At 65.1% G+C, this 14,419-nt stretch carries 13 protein-coding genes; 6 read left to right on the forward strand and 7 right to left on the reverse strand.

The window, feature by feature from the left end:
- Window position 1 precedes the first annotated feature (1 nt).
- The 7 genes from ACVWZM_RS07465 to ACVWZM_RS07495 form a co-directional block, all read right to left on the reverse strand.
- On the reverse strand, window positions 2-751 hold the full coding sequence (locus tag ACVWZM_RS07465) for an SDR family NAD(P)-dependent oxidoreductase (RefSeq protein ID WP_456852316.1): 750 nt from the start codon (window positions 749-751) through the stop codon (window positions 2-4).
- A gap of 1 nt (window position 752) precedes the next feature.
- Complete coding sequence (locus ACVWZM_RS07470) at window positions 753-1,547, reverse strand: enoyl-CoA hydratase/isomerase family protein (RefSeq protein WP_057018855.1); 795 nt, start codon at window positions 1,545-1,547, stop codon at window positions 753-755.
- A 13-nt stretch (window positions 1,548-1,560) separates the two neighbouring features.
- Window positions 1,561-2,058 carry an aromatic-ring-hydroxylating dioxygenase subunit beta gene (locus ACVWZM_RS07475; protein WP_168858853.1) on the reverse strand — a complete coding sequence of 166 codons (498 nt, stop codon included), beginning with the start codon at window positions 2,056-2,058 and terminating at the stop codon, window positions 1,561-1,563.
- A complete protein-coding gene (locus tag ACVWZM_RS07480) occupies window positions 2,058-3,317 on the reverse strand; it encodes an aromatic ring-hydroxylating oxygenase subunit alpha (RefSeq protein ID WP_168858852.1) in 1,260 nt (419 codons plus the stop codon). Before ACVWZM_RS07480 ends, ACVWZM_RS07475 begins: the two co-directional genes overlap by 1 nt.
- Window positions 3,318-3,503: 186 nt before the next feature.
- Window positions 3,504-4,013: a hypothetical protein gene (locus ACVWZM_RS07485; RefSeq protein ID WP_253587681.1), complete on the reverse strand. Its 510-nt coding sequence runs from the start codon at window positions 4,011-4,013 to the stop codon at window positions 3,504-3,506.
- Window positions 4,010-5,107 carry a phosphotransferase family protein gene (locus tag ACVWZM_RS07490; protein ID WP_143270973.1) on the reverse strand — a complete coding sequence of 366 codons (1,098 nt, stop codon included), beginning with the start codon at window positions 5,105-5,107 and terminating at the stop codon, window positions 4,010-4,012. Before ACVWZM_RS07490 ends, ACVWZM_RS07485 begins: the two co-directional genes overlap by 4 nt.
- Complete coding sequence (locus ACVWZM_RS07495) at window positions 5,077-6,630, reverse strand: acyl-CoA synthetase (RefSeq protein ID WP_076829064.1); 1,554 nt, start codon at window positions 6,628-6,630, stop codon at window positions 5,077-5,079. The genes ACVWZM_RS07490 and ACVWZM_RS07495 overlap by 31 nt, the downstream gene beginning before the upstream one ends.
- 202 nt (window positions 6,631-6,832) lie before the next feature.
- Between ACVWZM_RS07495 and ACVWZM_RS07500 the strand changes: the two genes are divergently transcribed.
- From ACVWZM_RS07500 to ACVWZM_RS07525, 6 genes are all read left to right on the forward strand, one after another.
- Window positions 6,833-8,056 carry an ABC transporter substrate-binding protein gene (locus ACVWZM_RS07500; protein WP_076829065.1) on the forward strand — a complete coding sequence of 408 codons (1,224 nt, stop codon included), beginning with the start codon at window positions 6,833-6,835 and terminating at the stop codon, window positions 8,054-8,056.
- Window positions 8,057-8,106: 50 nt separating this feature from the next.
- Window positions 8,107-9,222: a hypothetical protein gene (locus ACVWZM_RS07505; RefSeq protein ID WP_057018861.1), complete on the forward strand. Its 1,116-nt coding sequence runs from the start codon at window positions 8,107-8,109 to the stop codon at window positions 9,220-9,222.
- 5 nt (window positions 9,223-9,227) lie between these two features.
- Window positions 9,228-10,154 carry an acyl-CoA thioesterase gene (locus ACVWZM_RS07510; RefSeq protein WP_168858850.1) on the forward strand — a complete coding sequence of 309 codons (927 nt, stop codon included), beginning with the start codon at window positions 9,228-9,230 and terminating at the stop codon, window positions 10,152-10,154.
- 208 nt (window positions 10,155-10,362) lie between these two features.
- Window positions 10,363-10,596: a hypothetical protein gene (locus ACVWZM_RS07515; protein ID WP_158074205.1), complete on the forward strand. Its 234-nt coding sequence runs from the start codon at window positions 10,363-10,365 to the stop codon at window positions 10,594-10,596.
- Between the two features lie 280 nt (window positions 10,597-10,876).
- A complete protein-coding gene (locus ACVWZM_RS07520; RefSeq protein ID WP_253590486.1) occupies window positions 10,877-13,207 on the forward strand; it encodes a TonB-dependent siderophore receptor in 2,331 nt (776 codons plus the stop codon).
- The gene (locus tag ACVWZM_RS07525; protein ID WP_076829068.1) at window positions 13,207-14,415 is read left to right on the forward strand and encodes a PepSY-associated TM helix domain-containing protein; all 1,209 of its coding nucleotides are present in this window, start codon (window positions 13,207-13,209) and stop codon (window positions 14,413-14,415) included. Before ACVWZM_RS07520 ends, ACVWZM_RS07525 begins: the two co-directional genes overlap by 1 nt.
- The last annotated feature ends 4 nt before the right edge of the window (window positions 14,416-14,419 follow it).

The following is a 14,419-nucleotide window of genomic DNA, read 5'->3' on the forward strand; positions in this document are numbered from 1 at the left end:
TTCAGCCGCCGATGCCCATGCCGCCGGAAACGCCGAGCGTCTCTCCGGTGATATAGGCGGCCTGGTCGGAAGCCAGGAACAGCGCGGCAGCCGCGACCTCCTCCGGCTCGCCGAGGCGGCCGAGCAGCGTTGCGCCGGTCATTGCCTGCAGGATTCTGTCGCCGCCCTTTGCCACCGCCTGCTCCAGCATCGGCGTGCGGATCGGTCCCGGCGCGATCGCGTTCGCAGTGATGCCATAGCGTGCATTCTCCCGCGCGATGCTCCGGGTGAACGAGATCACGCCGCCCTTGGCCGCGGAGTAGACCGCGCCGCCCTTTGAGCCGAGCCGCGCCGCTTCCGAGGTGACGTTGATGATGCGGCCAAAGCGCGCCGCGTGCATCGCCGGCAGCGCGGCGTGGGTGCAGGCCAAGACCGAGGTGAGATTGACCGCGATCAGCCGCGCCCAATCCTCCGTCGTGGTATCGGTGAAGAAGGCGTGCTGATCGATGCCGGCATTGTTGACGACAATGTCGAACGGGCCGTCCTGCGCCATCACAGCCTGCACTGCCGTGGCATCGCTGACGTCTAATCCTGCAACGCCGGCGCCGGTCTCGCGCGCCAGCTCCGAGGCCGCGGCGACATCGAGATCGGCGATCACAATCCTGGCGCCCGCGCCGGCAAAGCTGCGCGCGATCGCAGCACCGATGCCCCGCGCGCCGCCGGAGACGAAGGCGCGGCGGCCATCGAGACGTCCGAATGGCAAGGTCGCCACCTCAGCGCCCCGTGAATACGGGCTGGCGCCGCTCGATCACCGCGGCGAGGCCTTCGCGTGCATCGGCCATCCCCGAGAGTTCGGCGACGGTGCGCGCCTCTTCCGACAGGCACTGCTCGATGCTGGTGCCGGTGCCGGCCCAGATCAGCCGCTTGGTCGCCGCCAGCGCCTTCGGCGCGCCGGCCGCAAGCTCGCGGGCCAGCGCGAGCGATGCATCGGCGAGCTCGGCATCGGGCACGACCCTGGTGACGATGCCGATCTGCAACGCTTCGGCAGCCGGGATCACCGGGTTGGTCAACAGGATCGACATCGCCCGCCGCAGGCCGACCAACCGCGACAGCGTAACGGAGACGCCGGCATCCGGCGCCATCGCCACCCGCGTCGCGCCGGCGAGGAACTTTGCCGATTCCGCCGCGATCACGATATCGGAAGCGCAGACCAGGCCGAAGCCGCCGCCGCCCGCCGCAAAGCCCTGCACCGATGATATGACCGGCGCCTCCAGCCGCAGCAATCCAGTCACCGCATTCTGCAGATACGCCGTCGCCTGACGGATATAGTCCGGCAGCTTCTCGCCCTTGGAGGCGAAGGCGCGGACGTCGCCACCGGCGCAGAAATTGGTACCCTCGCCGCTCAGCAGCACGACGCGCAGATCGGAATGACCATGACAGACCATGATGGCATCGCACAGCGCGCGGAGCAGCTCGACACTCATGCCGTTGGCCGCATCGGGGCGGTTGAGCCGCAGCCGCGCGATGCCGTCGGTGATGTCGAGCAGAACGGGGCCCTTGTCGATCATGGCGTGTTTTCCTCTAGACCAGGAACGAGAGCGTGTAGATCGCCTTGTCGTTGTTGACGAGGATGACCTTCTTGGCGGCCATCCGCAATTCGCCATCGACATGGCGCAGCCGGTATTCATTGCGCGCCGCCCACAGCGTGTCGTCACGCAGGCTCGATTCGAAGATGAGGCTGTTGCTGGCGACCGCGATGTCGCCATCATCAGGCTGGTCATCCATCAATTCGATATTGGAGATCAGCCGGCGCAAATTCGACTGCGGCGTCTGGGTGAAGTGCTTGCCGGTCATCAGCTGCCGGACGCGCAGCGCGATCCGCGAGCGGTTGTCGTAGATGATCGACATCTGCCGTTCCGGGTCGATGTCGGCGCCGTTGGCCGGCACCCAATAGACGCCGTCGTCGGTCCAGAGCTTTTCCCAGGCCTCGTATTGATGCTCGTCCTGCAGCCGCGCCTCGCGATAAAGGAAGGCGGTGATGGCGCTCATCAACGTGGCGCTGCTCTCGCGCGACAGCATCAGCTAGGCTCCATCAACTTGCGATAATGGGTCCAGATGCCGCGCGACGGCACCTCGTCGGTGACGTGGCCGACCGTGAAGCCGAGTTCGTCCTGCCGCTCGCGCTTCTCGCCGCGGCCGAGGAAGATCCACTCGGGATTGCGCGCCAGCACGCCGCGATGGCAGCGCTCGTACATTTCGGAATCGTCCGCGAGCAGGAAACCGGCTGGGCCGACCGAGCCCATGGTCTGCTGGCGCAGCCTTCGGTTCAGATCGGGCGCTCCCTTGAACTGCAACGCGGTGACGTGCTGCACGCTGTCGTCGACGCCGAGCGGCTGGATCACGAACATCTGGATCTCGGCGATGAACAGGTTCGGGAAGATCATCACATGCGGCGTGCCGTCGATCATGATCTCCCGCGCGGCGGTGTCGCCATGGGCGGCCTTCATGCGCGCCGTGTAGTCCGGCAGCCGGTCCTCGCTGGTGCCGAACCAGCTCATCGGTGCATCGCGCTTGCGGAACTCGGGTCGCAGGTCGATCTCGGTATGGCCGTTGCCGTAGTCGCGCGTCAGCGCGGTCGAGGCGCCGCCATAGAGTTTGCCGATCATGCTGTCGGCGACGCCGAAGATCGAGGTGTGCACGAAGGCCGGGTGATAGCCGTCACACTCGTTCTCCAGGATGAACTTCCAGTTCGCCTTGACGCGATGCTTGAGGAAGCCCGCCGTGATCTCGACCTCGCCCTCCGGCGAGGTGCGCACCAGGCGATCGATGGTCTCGGCGGCGCCGCCGAGATGCTCCTTCAGCGTCGGGCCATCGGCCGCGAACGAGCCGAACACGAAGCCGCGGTAAGACTCGACGCGCGTCACCCGCCCGAGCGCGAGCTGCGACTTGTCCTGCCCCTCATAGCCGTCGGGGAAGGCATAACCGACCAGGCGGCCGTCATTGGCAAAAGTCCAGGAGTGGAACGGACAGGTGAACGCGCGGGCATTGCCGCGGTCATAGGAGCAGACCTGGTTGCCGCGATGCGAGCAGCGGTTGAGTAGCAGATTGACCTTGCCCTGCTCGTCGCGCGTCATGATCACGGATTGCGGGCCGATCGACTTGACGACGTAGTCGTTGGCGTTCGGGACCTCGCTCTCATGCCCGACATAGACCCAGGTGCGGTACCAGATGTTCTTGAGCTCGGCCTCGAAGATGTCAGGGTCGGTGTAGAGCGATCCGTGCACCCGGTCGGGCCGGATCAGCCGCTCCCATGGCGGGACGCCGGTCATCATGTTCATCGCTCCGTCTCCCTCGCCGGCCGCTTGCCGCGGATGTCTATCGGCCATTCAATAATAATCCGAACGACCGTTCGGTGAATTAATAGCATGAGCGCCATGGACCGGCAAGCTTCTTCGTGAGCGTCGCCGCTGGTCGCGGAAGGCGTGCAACGATGCATCCCGGCGGCGGTCGGCGACGAAACCACGCTAGCCCTGCGCCGCACCACCGTCGCGCTCGCCACCCGCGATCTGCTGCAGCATCGACTTCGGCGTCGTCGCAAGCTCGATCTTGAGCTGGTCGCAAATCGCCCGCCGCAGCAGGCGCTCGATCTCGGTCGCAGCATTGGGATTAGCCGCCCGTGCGTGCTCCCCGCTCGCCCAGAGCAGAAGTTGCCCCAGCCGCCGGTCGCCATCGTCGCGCAATGCCTCGATCGCGGCAACGTCGGACGGGCCGCCCTGGATGCGCGGCGTCGAAGGAACCTCCGGATGCGTCATGCTGCCGGCCAGTCGCTCGACCATCGCGAAAGTATCGTCCTGCAGACGCACTTGCTCGAGCAGCGGCCCGGCCTTCCAGTCGGCTGCGAGCTTCAGCCCGTTCAGCGCGTAGACTGCAGAGAACACCTGCCCGCGAACGAAATCGTCATTGCTGTTCGGCACGACGTGGCTTTGCAGCGCATCGATTATGCCGTCGATCAACCGCTCGAAGGATGCACTCATGCCGCGGCCTCCAATGCGCGCTCGAAGGCCCGCACGATCGAGGGCATCTGGCTTGCCATCACCGCAAGCCGCATGTCGTTAAAACGATCGACCTCGAAGGCGCGCACCGCGCACATCTGGATCGCGGCTGCCTGATACAGCGCATAGGCCTCATAAAAGGCAAGACTCTTGTCCGAGACGACAATGCCGGAGGCACGCTGATAGAGATCGATCACCTCCGCGCGCTCGAGCACGCCATAGAGCTTGCGGCTCCTGGCGTTGAAGGTCGGCATCAGCGCCCAGGCCAGATCCTCGTGGGGATCGCCGAGATGAGTCAGCTCCCAATCCAGAATGGCGGCGATCCGCCCCTGGTGCTCGATGAAGTTTCCGATCCGGTAGTCGCCATGCACAATGGCACGGCGCGGCGGCTGCGGACAATTGTCGCGCAGCCAGCGCCCGCCCCAATCAAGCAGCGGATAATAGCGCGCAGTGGGACGCGCGAGAGAAGCGCGCCAGCCGGCGATCGCACGCAGCTCGGCGCGTTCCCCGCCCAGCTGCAGCGAAGCAAATGGGGTCGAGCCCGGGTCGATCCGGTGCAGCGACGCGAGGATCTCGATGAACTGCCGGGCGACCGCGCGCTTGTGGTCCGGATCGAGTTCGCTCGCCGCCCAGGGCGCCGGCACGTCGCCCTCGACATGCGCGCAGATGAAGAACGGAAAGCCGATCTCGGCGCCATCCTGTTCTGATGACACCAACGCCGGCACCGGTACGCCGCTGCCGGCCAGCGACTGCAGCGCATAAACCTGGGGCAGCACCGAGTAAGGCGCAAACAGCCCGCTCGGTGGACCGACGCGCAGGATCAGTTTGCGGTCGCCTTCAGCCGCAGTGCGGGCCACGAACGCATAGGTGATCCAGGAGAAACCCGATGATTTGCGGCCGAAGCCGACAATCTCCGTCCGGCTCCCGGATATCCGCGACAGATGCTGCGCCAGTGCGGCCCGCACTGTATCGTCATCCACCGCGACCGGGCGAACAGGCTCCGGCGCGGCCGGTGCATCATCGGATCGTTTCGCAGCCTCCTGCATCAATTGACCGACCTCGTATAGCCTTGCCACTTCTCCTCGCGCAGCGCCGACTTCATGATCTTGCCGGAGCCGGTCAGCGGCAATGGCTCGAGGCGGATATCGACAGAACGCGGGCACTTGTAACCGGCGATCAAGGTGCGGCAGTGCGCGATCACCATTTCGGAATCGAGACTCCTGCCGTCCTTCGGCACCACAATGGCGTGCACCGCTTCGCCCCATTGCGGATCGGGCACCGCGATTACGGCGCATTCCTTGACGTGCTCGTGCTGGAAGATGGCGTTCTCCACCTCGCCGGAATAGACGTTCTCGCCGCCCGAGACGATCATGTCCTTCAGTCGGTCGACGATATAGACAAACCCGTCCTCGTCCATCCAGGCGCCGTCGCCGGTGTGCAGCCATCCGTTGCGCAGCACGCGCGCGCTTTCCTCAGGCTTGCGCCAATAGCCGAGCATCACGCCGGCGCCGCGGATCGCGATCTCGCCCACCGTCCCGCGCGGCACCTCATTGCCCGCGGGATCGATGATGCGGATTTCAACGCCTGGCGCTGCCCGCCCCGCCGATTTGCGCTTGCCCGCCAGCGGCCCTTCCAGCGCGTGATACTCCCACGGCAGGATGGTCGCCAGCGCTGCGCTTTCGGTCATGCCGTAGCCCTGGTGAAAGCGCCAGCTCGGCAGCACGCGCATCAGCTTGACCAGCAGCGCGTCGGGCATCGGCGAGGCGCCATATTCGCAATCCTTGACGCTGCTCAGATCATATGTGCCGAAGGATGGATGATTGAGCATCATGTTGAGCATGGTCGGCACAAACAGGCAGTAATCCACCTTGTGCTCGGCGATGGTCTTCATCGCGAGCTCGGGCTCGAATTTCGCGATGGTCACGTGCGTGCCACCGACCAGGGTCAGCGCGATCATCGGCGAGGTGCCGGCCAGATGGAACATGCCGGCCGAGTGCAGATACCGGGTATCTTCACGGAACCGGAGCGCATAGATCCAGACCAGCGATTCATAGATGATGTTGGCATGTGACAGCATCACGCCCTTGGGAAACCCGGTGGTACCGCCGGTGTAGAAGATGCCCGCGAGATCGTTGTAGGCGCCGGAGGCGTCCTCGATCGGCGCATGCGCTATGAGCTCGTCATAGCTTTGCATACCGTCGGGCACTTGCCCCTCATCGAGATAGACCATTGCGCTGAGTGATTTTGCGCCGCGCAGCGCGGACGCAATCTCGGCGAAGGCCTTGTCGACCAGCAACAGTTTTGGCGTGGAATCGTCAATCGCATAGGCGTTCTCGGCGACCGCCCAGCGCGTGTTGAGCGGCACCGCGACCGCGCCAGCCCAGGCGACGGCATAGAGCGCCTCGATATAGAGGTCGCTGTTGTGCGCGAGGATGGCGACGCGATCGCCGGCATCGACGCCGAGCCGTCGCAGCCCGCCCGCGGCACAGGCGACGCGATGGCCGATCTCCTTCCAGCTCCGCGACCGTCCGGCGTGGATGGTGCCGGGTGCGTCCTTGCGCAATTGCACCGCCGCGATCAGCGCCTGCGTCAGCTTCATGTTTCCTCCACACCGTCATGCGGCCGCGCACGCCTGCGGATGTTTCCGTCACGCATGAGGCCGATACGCCGTCCGTAGATTCCAGTTGATAATCCGGACAGACGGTCTATTATTGCATAGCGGATGCGAGGGGTAAAGCCTTTCAAGGCTTCCATCGCCGGATCAACCAGCCCCGCAAAAGAGGGCGTCATGGGAGGGGAAGATGCGGAAGCCAATCGTCACGCTTGCGGTGTGGGCGTTCGCGCTCACCGGCGCGCTCGGAACGGCGAATGCCCAGAAGGCCTATGGCCCGGGGGTCAGTGACAGCGAGATCCTGCTCGGCGCCAACGCGCCCTACAGCGGACCGGCATCGATCTATGCGAGCTTCCCGAAAACGATGCTCGCCTATTTCACGATGCTGAACGAGAAAGGCGGCATCAATGGCCGCCACATCAACTTCCTGACCCGCGACGACGCCTATAGCCCGCCCAAGACCGTCGAAGTGACGCGCGCGCTGGTCGAGAACAACAAGGTGCTCGCGATCATGGCGCCGTTCGGCACGCCGACCAACGCCGCGATCCAGAAATATCTCAACAGCAATGGCGTTCCGCATCTGCTGGTGCAGAGTGGCGGCACCCGCTGGAACGATCCCAATCAGTTCCCCTGGACGACGCCCTACTCGCCGACCTACGTCAACGAGTCCCGGATCATCGCGCGCTACGTGCTGCGCGAGAAGCCGGATGCCAGGATCGGCGTGCTGCTGCAGGCCGACGACATCGGCAAGGACTTTGTGCTTGGCCTGAAGGAAGGGCTCGGCGCCAAGGCCGACACCATGATCGTCAAGGAGGCGATGTATCAGTCGACCGAGCCCACGATCGATTCCCAGATCGTGAACCTGAAAGCATCAGGCGCCGATACGATCCTGATCGCCGCACAGAACAAGTTCGCCTCGATGGCGATCCGCAAGATCCACGAGCTCGGCTGGAAACCGCTGATCTTCCTCGGCTCGACCGCGAATTCGATCGCCGGCGTGCTGGTGCCGGCAGGCATCGAGGCCTCCACCGGCATCCTGACCACGACTTCCTACAAGACGCCGAACGATCCGGCGTGGGCCAATGACAAGGGCATGACCGACTATCTCGCCTTCGCCGCGAAATATATGCCGGGGATGGATCCGAACGACGTGATCGCGGTGACCGGCTACACCACGGCCCAGCTCGGCGCGATCATCCTGCAGCGCTGCGGCGACAACCTCACGCGGGAGAACGTGCTGAAGCAGGCCACCAATCTCAGCGGCATCGAGCTGCCGATGCTGCTCCCGGGCATCACGATCCAGACCGCGCCGCAGGACTACGCGGCGATCACCGAGCGCCGTTTCGCCCGCTTCGACGGCAAGACCTGGGTGCTGTTCGGCGACATCGTGGGCGCCGGCCCGGCCAAGGACTGATCCCGCGCTACCCATCCGACCGAACCGGCTCAAACACAAGGACAAGAACAATGCTGACAGCCCAGGACGATCTCATCGGCCACCAGACGCCGCAGCCGTTTGCCAAGGCAGGCGGCGGCGATGCAAGGTTCACCGAACGCTACTGGTACACCGCGCATCCGATCGACGGCAGCGAACTGCTGATCGACATCGGGCTCGGCTATTACCCGAACCGCAACGTGATCGACGGCTTTGCCGGCATCACCATCGGCCGGCGTCAGCACAATTTCCGTGCCTCGCGCCGGCTCGGGACCCGTCCGCTGGAGACGGAAGTCGGCGGGCTCAGGATCGAGATCGTCGAGGGTAACAGCCTGCATAGGATCTCGCTCGCCGACAATCCGTCCGGCATCAGCTTCGCGCTCGAATTCAAGGCGAGCTTTCCGGCGGCGCAGGAGAAGCAGAATTTTCGCGAGCGCAACGGTGTCGTCGAGGAAGACCTCGCGCGCGTCTCGCAATTCGGCCGCTGGCGCGGCTGGATCGTCGCCGACGGCAAGCGTTACGAGATCGAGCCCGAGCTGTGGTGGGGGCAGCGCGACCGCTCCTGGGGCCTGCGATCCGAGATGCGCACCGACGAGACCAGGCCGCCGGTCGCGACCCATCGCAATTTCTTCTGGACCTGGTCGATGTTCCAGTTCCCGGAGTCGGCGCTATCGATCTTCATCAAGGAGCGCGCGCCGGGCAAGCCGCATTACCTCTCGGGCACCGAGTTCCACCGCGAAGCCGACGGATCGGTGTCGCATCGCGAGGTGACCTCGCTGGAGCACAAGATCGAGTGGGCTGACGATCCGCTCGGTCAGACCATCGCGTCGGCCGACTTCACCTTCACATTCGATCGCGGCGAGCCGCGCCGCGTCAGGATGCATGGACTGCCGACGCGATTCTATCTGAAGGCCGGCATGTATGGCGGCCTGCAAGGCTGGACCCATGGCGACGACCGCGGCGAGAGCCATGCCGGGCACGACATCTGGAACCTCGACGATGCGGCGACGCGCGCCATCGCACGGACGCTGTCGGATCATGTCGTCCGGCTCGAGAGCGGCAACGAGACCGGATTTGGCATCAGCGAATACGGTGTCGCCGCCGGCTATCCGCTCTATCCCGGACCACAGAAATTTCCAGCGATGTGATCGGAATGGACGGGCAACGCAAGCGCGTCGCGGAAGGCAGCGAATTCACTTGCGATCAATGGGACAATCAGGCAGCCGAGGCGCTGGTCTCGCTCGAGACGATCGCCCCGCTCCGCTATCGCAGCCGCTTCGGCGACGGCAATCTCAATGGCCGGTCCTATGGCGGCCAGATCCTTGGCCAGGCGATGATGGCCGCGACCCTCAGCGCGCCCGAAGATCGTCCCGCCGCGATGCTGCAGCTCCTGTTCCTGCGCGGTGCCGATCCCGGCCGCCGCATCACGTTCGACGCGCAGGTCCTGCAGGACGGTAAGCGGTTCTCCTCACGCCACGTCGTGGGCAGCCAGGGCAACGGGCGCACGGTCCTGAGCGCGCAGGCCACGTTCTGCGCAGCGCAACCGGGTCCGCGGCACGCAGCGCCATTCACCCCCTCAGAGGATCCGGAAAGCCTGCCAGATCTGACCATGATCCCCGACGGGCTGATGGCGCAGTTGCGACCGCTCGGTCCTTATTCCCAGCACATCAAGCCCAGCATGGATTTCCGCATCCCCGAGATCGAACGTCAGCTCTCGGCCGCGACGGCAGAGCCGCGCCTGCGCTTCTGGATCAGATCCAGGCAGCCGCTCACCACTGCTTCTCGCGCCCAGGCCGCGGTGTTCGCCTATCTCTCGGACTGGTGGCTCAACTTCTCCAGCGTCGGCGGCCATCTCGGCGATCTGCAGTCGCGCGCGCCACTCTATCTGTCGAGCCTCAACCATTGCATCTGGTTTCATCGCGTATTTTCGCCTGACGCCTGGATGCATGTCGAAACCGAGAGCCCATGCGCGGATGGCGGCCGCGGGCTGTCGATCGCGCGCGTCCACGACCGTGACGGCGCGATGCTCGCCACCGCGATCCAAGAGACGCTGATGGTCCATCCAGAGGGCGATGCGTAGACGCCACGACGGTTGAGCTGATGCCGCGATCGCGGCTTAGTTGCAGTGCCGAGCTACGGCAAGTTCCACCCGGTGTTGAATCCTGGCAACACCGGCCAACAAAATGAACAAACGTTCAGCTTAGCTCGATCGCGACCACGACTGTGCCGCATCCCTGTCAAATCCTGCCTGCGGGTGGCGCAACAAAAACACTTTGGGGAAAACCTACATGCAGCAGGCACCGCTGGCCGCACGGAGTGCGGAATCGTCTGGATATGTTCTCTACTTCCAGCTCGCCAGCAACGGCACGAGGCGCGCGTGCAGTCTGACGATCCAGGCGGAAAGCGCCAACGAGGCGGCGCGGATATTTCGCGAGAACTGGGGCACGATCGAATCCATGGCCCGCGACGGCGTGAGCACGGGAGTGGTCGGCAAGACGCCGATCAGCCTGGCGTTGTCGTGAGGCGCATCGCGCGGCCTACGGCGAACCGTACACCTGAGATGTGACAGGACGACGGCTGCAGCCTTAGGCGACGATCGCACGGCCATTTGACGCGCAGACGCGACAAGCAGGTCACGAGGTTCAGGGCTCGCGCACACGCGCGAGCCCTGTCGTGTCTTAGAATGATTCAAATCCATTCCGGTTAGAGAGATTCAAGTCTGCTCCGGTTCTTTTCGCGCACGCCGACTGCTAGAGGCGCGCCGTGAACGAGTTCGCGTGAATCGGAAGTCCAAGAGTGCCTGTGAATGCTGATGGCCGGGTTGTCGGCGACCGTCGAAATGCCGCCGACAAGGGCCGCACCCATCTGCTGATCGGCGCAGCATTCCTGCTCGCCGATGTCGCCTCCGTGGCGACGCAGGCAAACGCCCGATCGAGCGTCCCGTTGCCGCCTGTTTCGGTCGACCAACCGACGCCGAAGCGCAAGCCGGCCGCCGCGGCAAAGCCGGCGCAGCGAACGCTGGCTGCCGCCGCGGCACGGCAGCGCAGCCGGAATGCCCAACCGGCGCCGCCGACACCGTCGGAGCGCGCGGCAGCTGCCGCCGCGGCGCTCAACGAAGCCAAGCTGCACTACCGCGCGATGCCAAGCCCAACCACGCTGCGCAGCGGCGGCTCGCCGCTGGACACCTCGCAGACGGTCAACGTTGTGCCCGAGCAGGTGCTGAAGGATCAGCTGCCGCGCAACCTCGACGATGCGCTCGCCAATGTCAGCGGCGTCACCCAGGCCAATACGCTGGCCGGCACCCAGGATGCGGTGATGCGCCGCGGCTTCGGCGACAACCGCGACGGCTCGATCATGCGCAACGGCATGCCGCTGGTGCAGGGCCGCAGCCTCAACGCAGCGGTCGAAAGCGTCGAGGTGCTGAAGGGCCCGGCGTCGCTGCTGTACGGCATCATGGATCCCGGCGGCATCGTCAACACGATCAGCAAGCGCCCCGAGCTCTACCAGCATGGTTCGGTGACCCTGCTCGGCTCGACCTATGCCAACTCCAGGACCGGAGCCGACGGCACCATCGACATCACCGGCCCGATCGGCGATGGCGGACTCGCCTATCGCTTTATCGGCTATGGCGTGAGCGAGGATTACTGGCGCAATTTCGGGCGCCATCGCGAAATGCTGGTCGCACCGTCGCTGGCCTGGTACGGCGAGAACACCACCGTCCAGCTCAACTACGAGCACCGCGAATTCATCACGCCGTTCGACCGCGGCACCGCATTCGATTCCGTGACCAAGGCGCCGCTGGCGATCCCGGCGACGCGCCGGCTCGACGAGCCCTTCAACAACATGTGGGGCACCTCCGACCTGATGCAGGCGTCGGTCGAGCACCGGCTGAACCAGGACTGGAAGCTGTTCGCGGCCTACAGCTACAACACCGAGACCTTCAGCGCCAACCAGCTTCGCATCACCGGCGTCAACGCCAAGACCGGCGTCGAGACCCGCAGCAATGACGGCACATGGGGCTCGCTCAGCAATGCCAGCTACGGCACCTCCTATCTGCAGGGCAATGTCTGGCTCGGCAACATTCGCAACGAGGTGCTGTTCGGCGGTGACGGCCAGTACCGCACGATCTACCGCGACGACCTGATCCGGCAGGCGACGCCGAGCTTCAACTTCTACAATCCGATCTATGGGCTGATCACGCCGGGGACGACGGTGTCCGCCGCCGATAGCGCGCAGACCGACAAGCTCGGCCAGTGGTCGCTGTTCTTCCAGGACACGCTGCATCTGACCGAGCGCTTCGCGCTGGTCGGCGGCGTACGATACATGGATTACGACCAGCTCGCCGGCAAGGGCCGCCCGTTCATCACCAATACCAATGTCTCGGCCGACAAGGTGCTGCCGCTCGGCGGCGCCATCTTCAAGCTCACCGACCAGGTCTCGCTTTATGCGAGCTACACGCAATCGCTGAAACCCACCTCGACCATCGCGCCGCTTACCGGCGGCGTCGTGATCGGGTCCAACATCGCGCCCGAAGAGGGCACCCAGTGGGAGACCGGCGTCAAGTTCGACTTCAACAAGCAGATCTCCGGCACACTTGCGCTCTACGACATCGACAAGAAGAACGTGCTGGTTTCGCAGCTCAACGCCACGACTGGTATCGTCGAGTACCGTACGGCAGGCAAGGTTCGCTCGCGCGGCGTCGAACTCGACGTCACCGGCAGGCTGACTGACAATTGGAGCATGATCGGCAGCTATGGCTATACCGACGCACGCGTAACCGAGGACCCGACGCTCGCCGGCAAGGCCCTGCAGAACGTCGCGCTGAACACCGCATCGCTCTACCTCGTCTATGATTTCGGCACCACCCTGCCCGGCCGGCTTCGCCTCGGCGGCGGCGCGCGCTATGTCGGCGACCGGCCGGGCGATGCCGCGAACAGCTTCGTGCTGCCGGCCTACACGGTCGCTGACGTGTTTGCGACCTACGAGACCAAGGTCCAGTCGTTCTCGGTCATCTACCAGTTCAACGTCAAGAACCTGTTCGACACGGTCTACTACCCTTCGGCCAACAGCATCCTGACGGTCGCGATGGGCGACGCGCGGCGCTTCTCGCTCTCGGCGACGGTGAAATTCTGATGAGTGACGTTTGGCGCCCAATCAAGGCTGCACTGCTGCAGGTCCATTCCCTGGTTGGCCTCGTGCTGGCGCTGCTGTGGGCCGTGGTCGGCCTCACCGGCGCGACGATGGCCTTTGAGGATGAGATCGAGGCCAGCCTGAACAGTCGGATGATGCACGTCGAGGCCAGTGCAGCCCGGCGGCTCACGCCGGACGAGTTGATCGCGCGGCTGGCGGCGGCGGGCGATTTCGGCAAGGTCTCGGCCGTGACGATGTCGAGCGATCCATCGGCCGCGGCCCGCATCCGTTTTGCTCGCAGCGAAGGCGGCACGCGGCCGTCCTCGGTCTATGTCGACCCCTATGATGGGCACGTGCTCGGCTCGCCGCGCGGCGAGGACTTTTTCGCAACCGTCCGCAAGCTGCACCGCTGGCTGCTGTTGCCGGGCGACGGCAATGGCATCGGCCGCAAGATCACCGGCTCAGCCGCGATCTGCCTGATCGTGATGCTGATCACCGGCCTCGTGCTGCGCTGGCCGCGTCGTGCGCGCAGCGTCAAGATGTGGCTGAAGCCGAATTTGGGACTGCGCGGCCGCGGCCTGCATCGCTCGCTGCACGCCGTGATCGGGACCTGGGTGCTGCCGGTCTATCTGGTGATGACGCTGACCGGCCTGTGGTATTCGTTCGAGTGGTACAAGGCCGGCGCCAACTGGCTGTTCGCGCGGCCTCAGGCCACGGCAAACGCGATACAGTCCAAGCCGCCGCGCGGCGGCGCCGAGAGCAAGGGTGAAGCTAAGACCGAAGCGAAGGCCGAGGCAAAGCCGCTTGCCTTCGATCACGCCTGGTCGGCGTTCCTGCAGCAGGAGGACAACAGTTACGGTAGGGCCCTCCTGACCATGCCGGCCGGCGCGGGCACGGCCGTGCGCGTGCGGTCATGGCCGCGGGACTCGTCGCGCGAGGCCGTGCGTGACGAATTCCGTATCGATGCCCTCACCGGCCGCGTCATCTCATCGGATCGCTACGCCGACAAGACGTTTGGCGAACGCGTCCTCGCCAGCGTGCTCGACATCCACCGCGGCGCCATCCTGGGATGGCCCGGCAAGCTCGCCTTCATGCTGGCCGCCGCCATGATGCCGCTATTCGCCGTGACCGGCCTGCTGCTTTATCTGTCCCGTCGCAGGCACCGGCGGCTCGCGCGGCAGCCGGTCGGCCACCTCGTTCCGGGCGAATGAAGCC

It is taken from the genome of Bradyrhizobium sp. USDA 4501 (assembly GCF_054062115.1).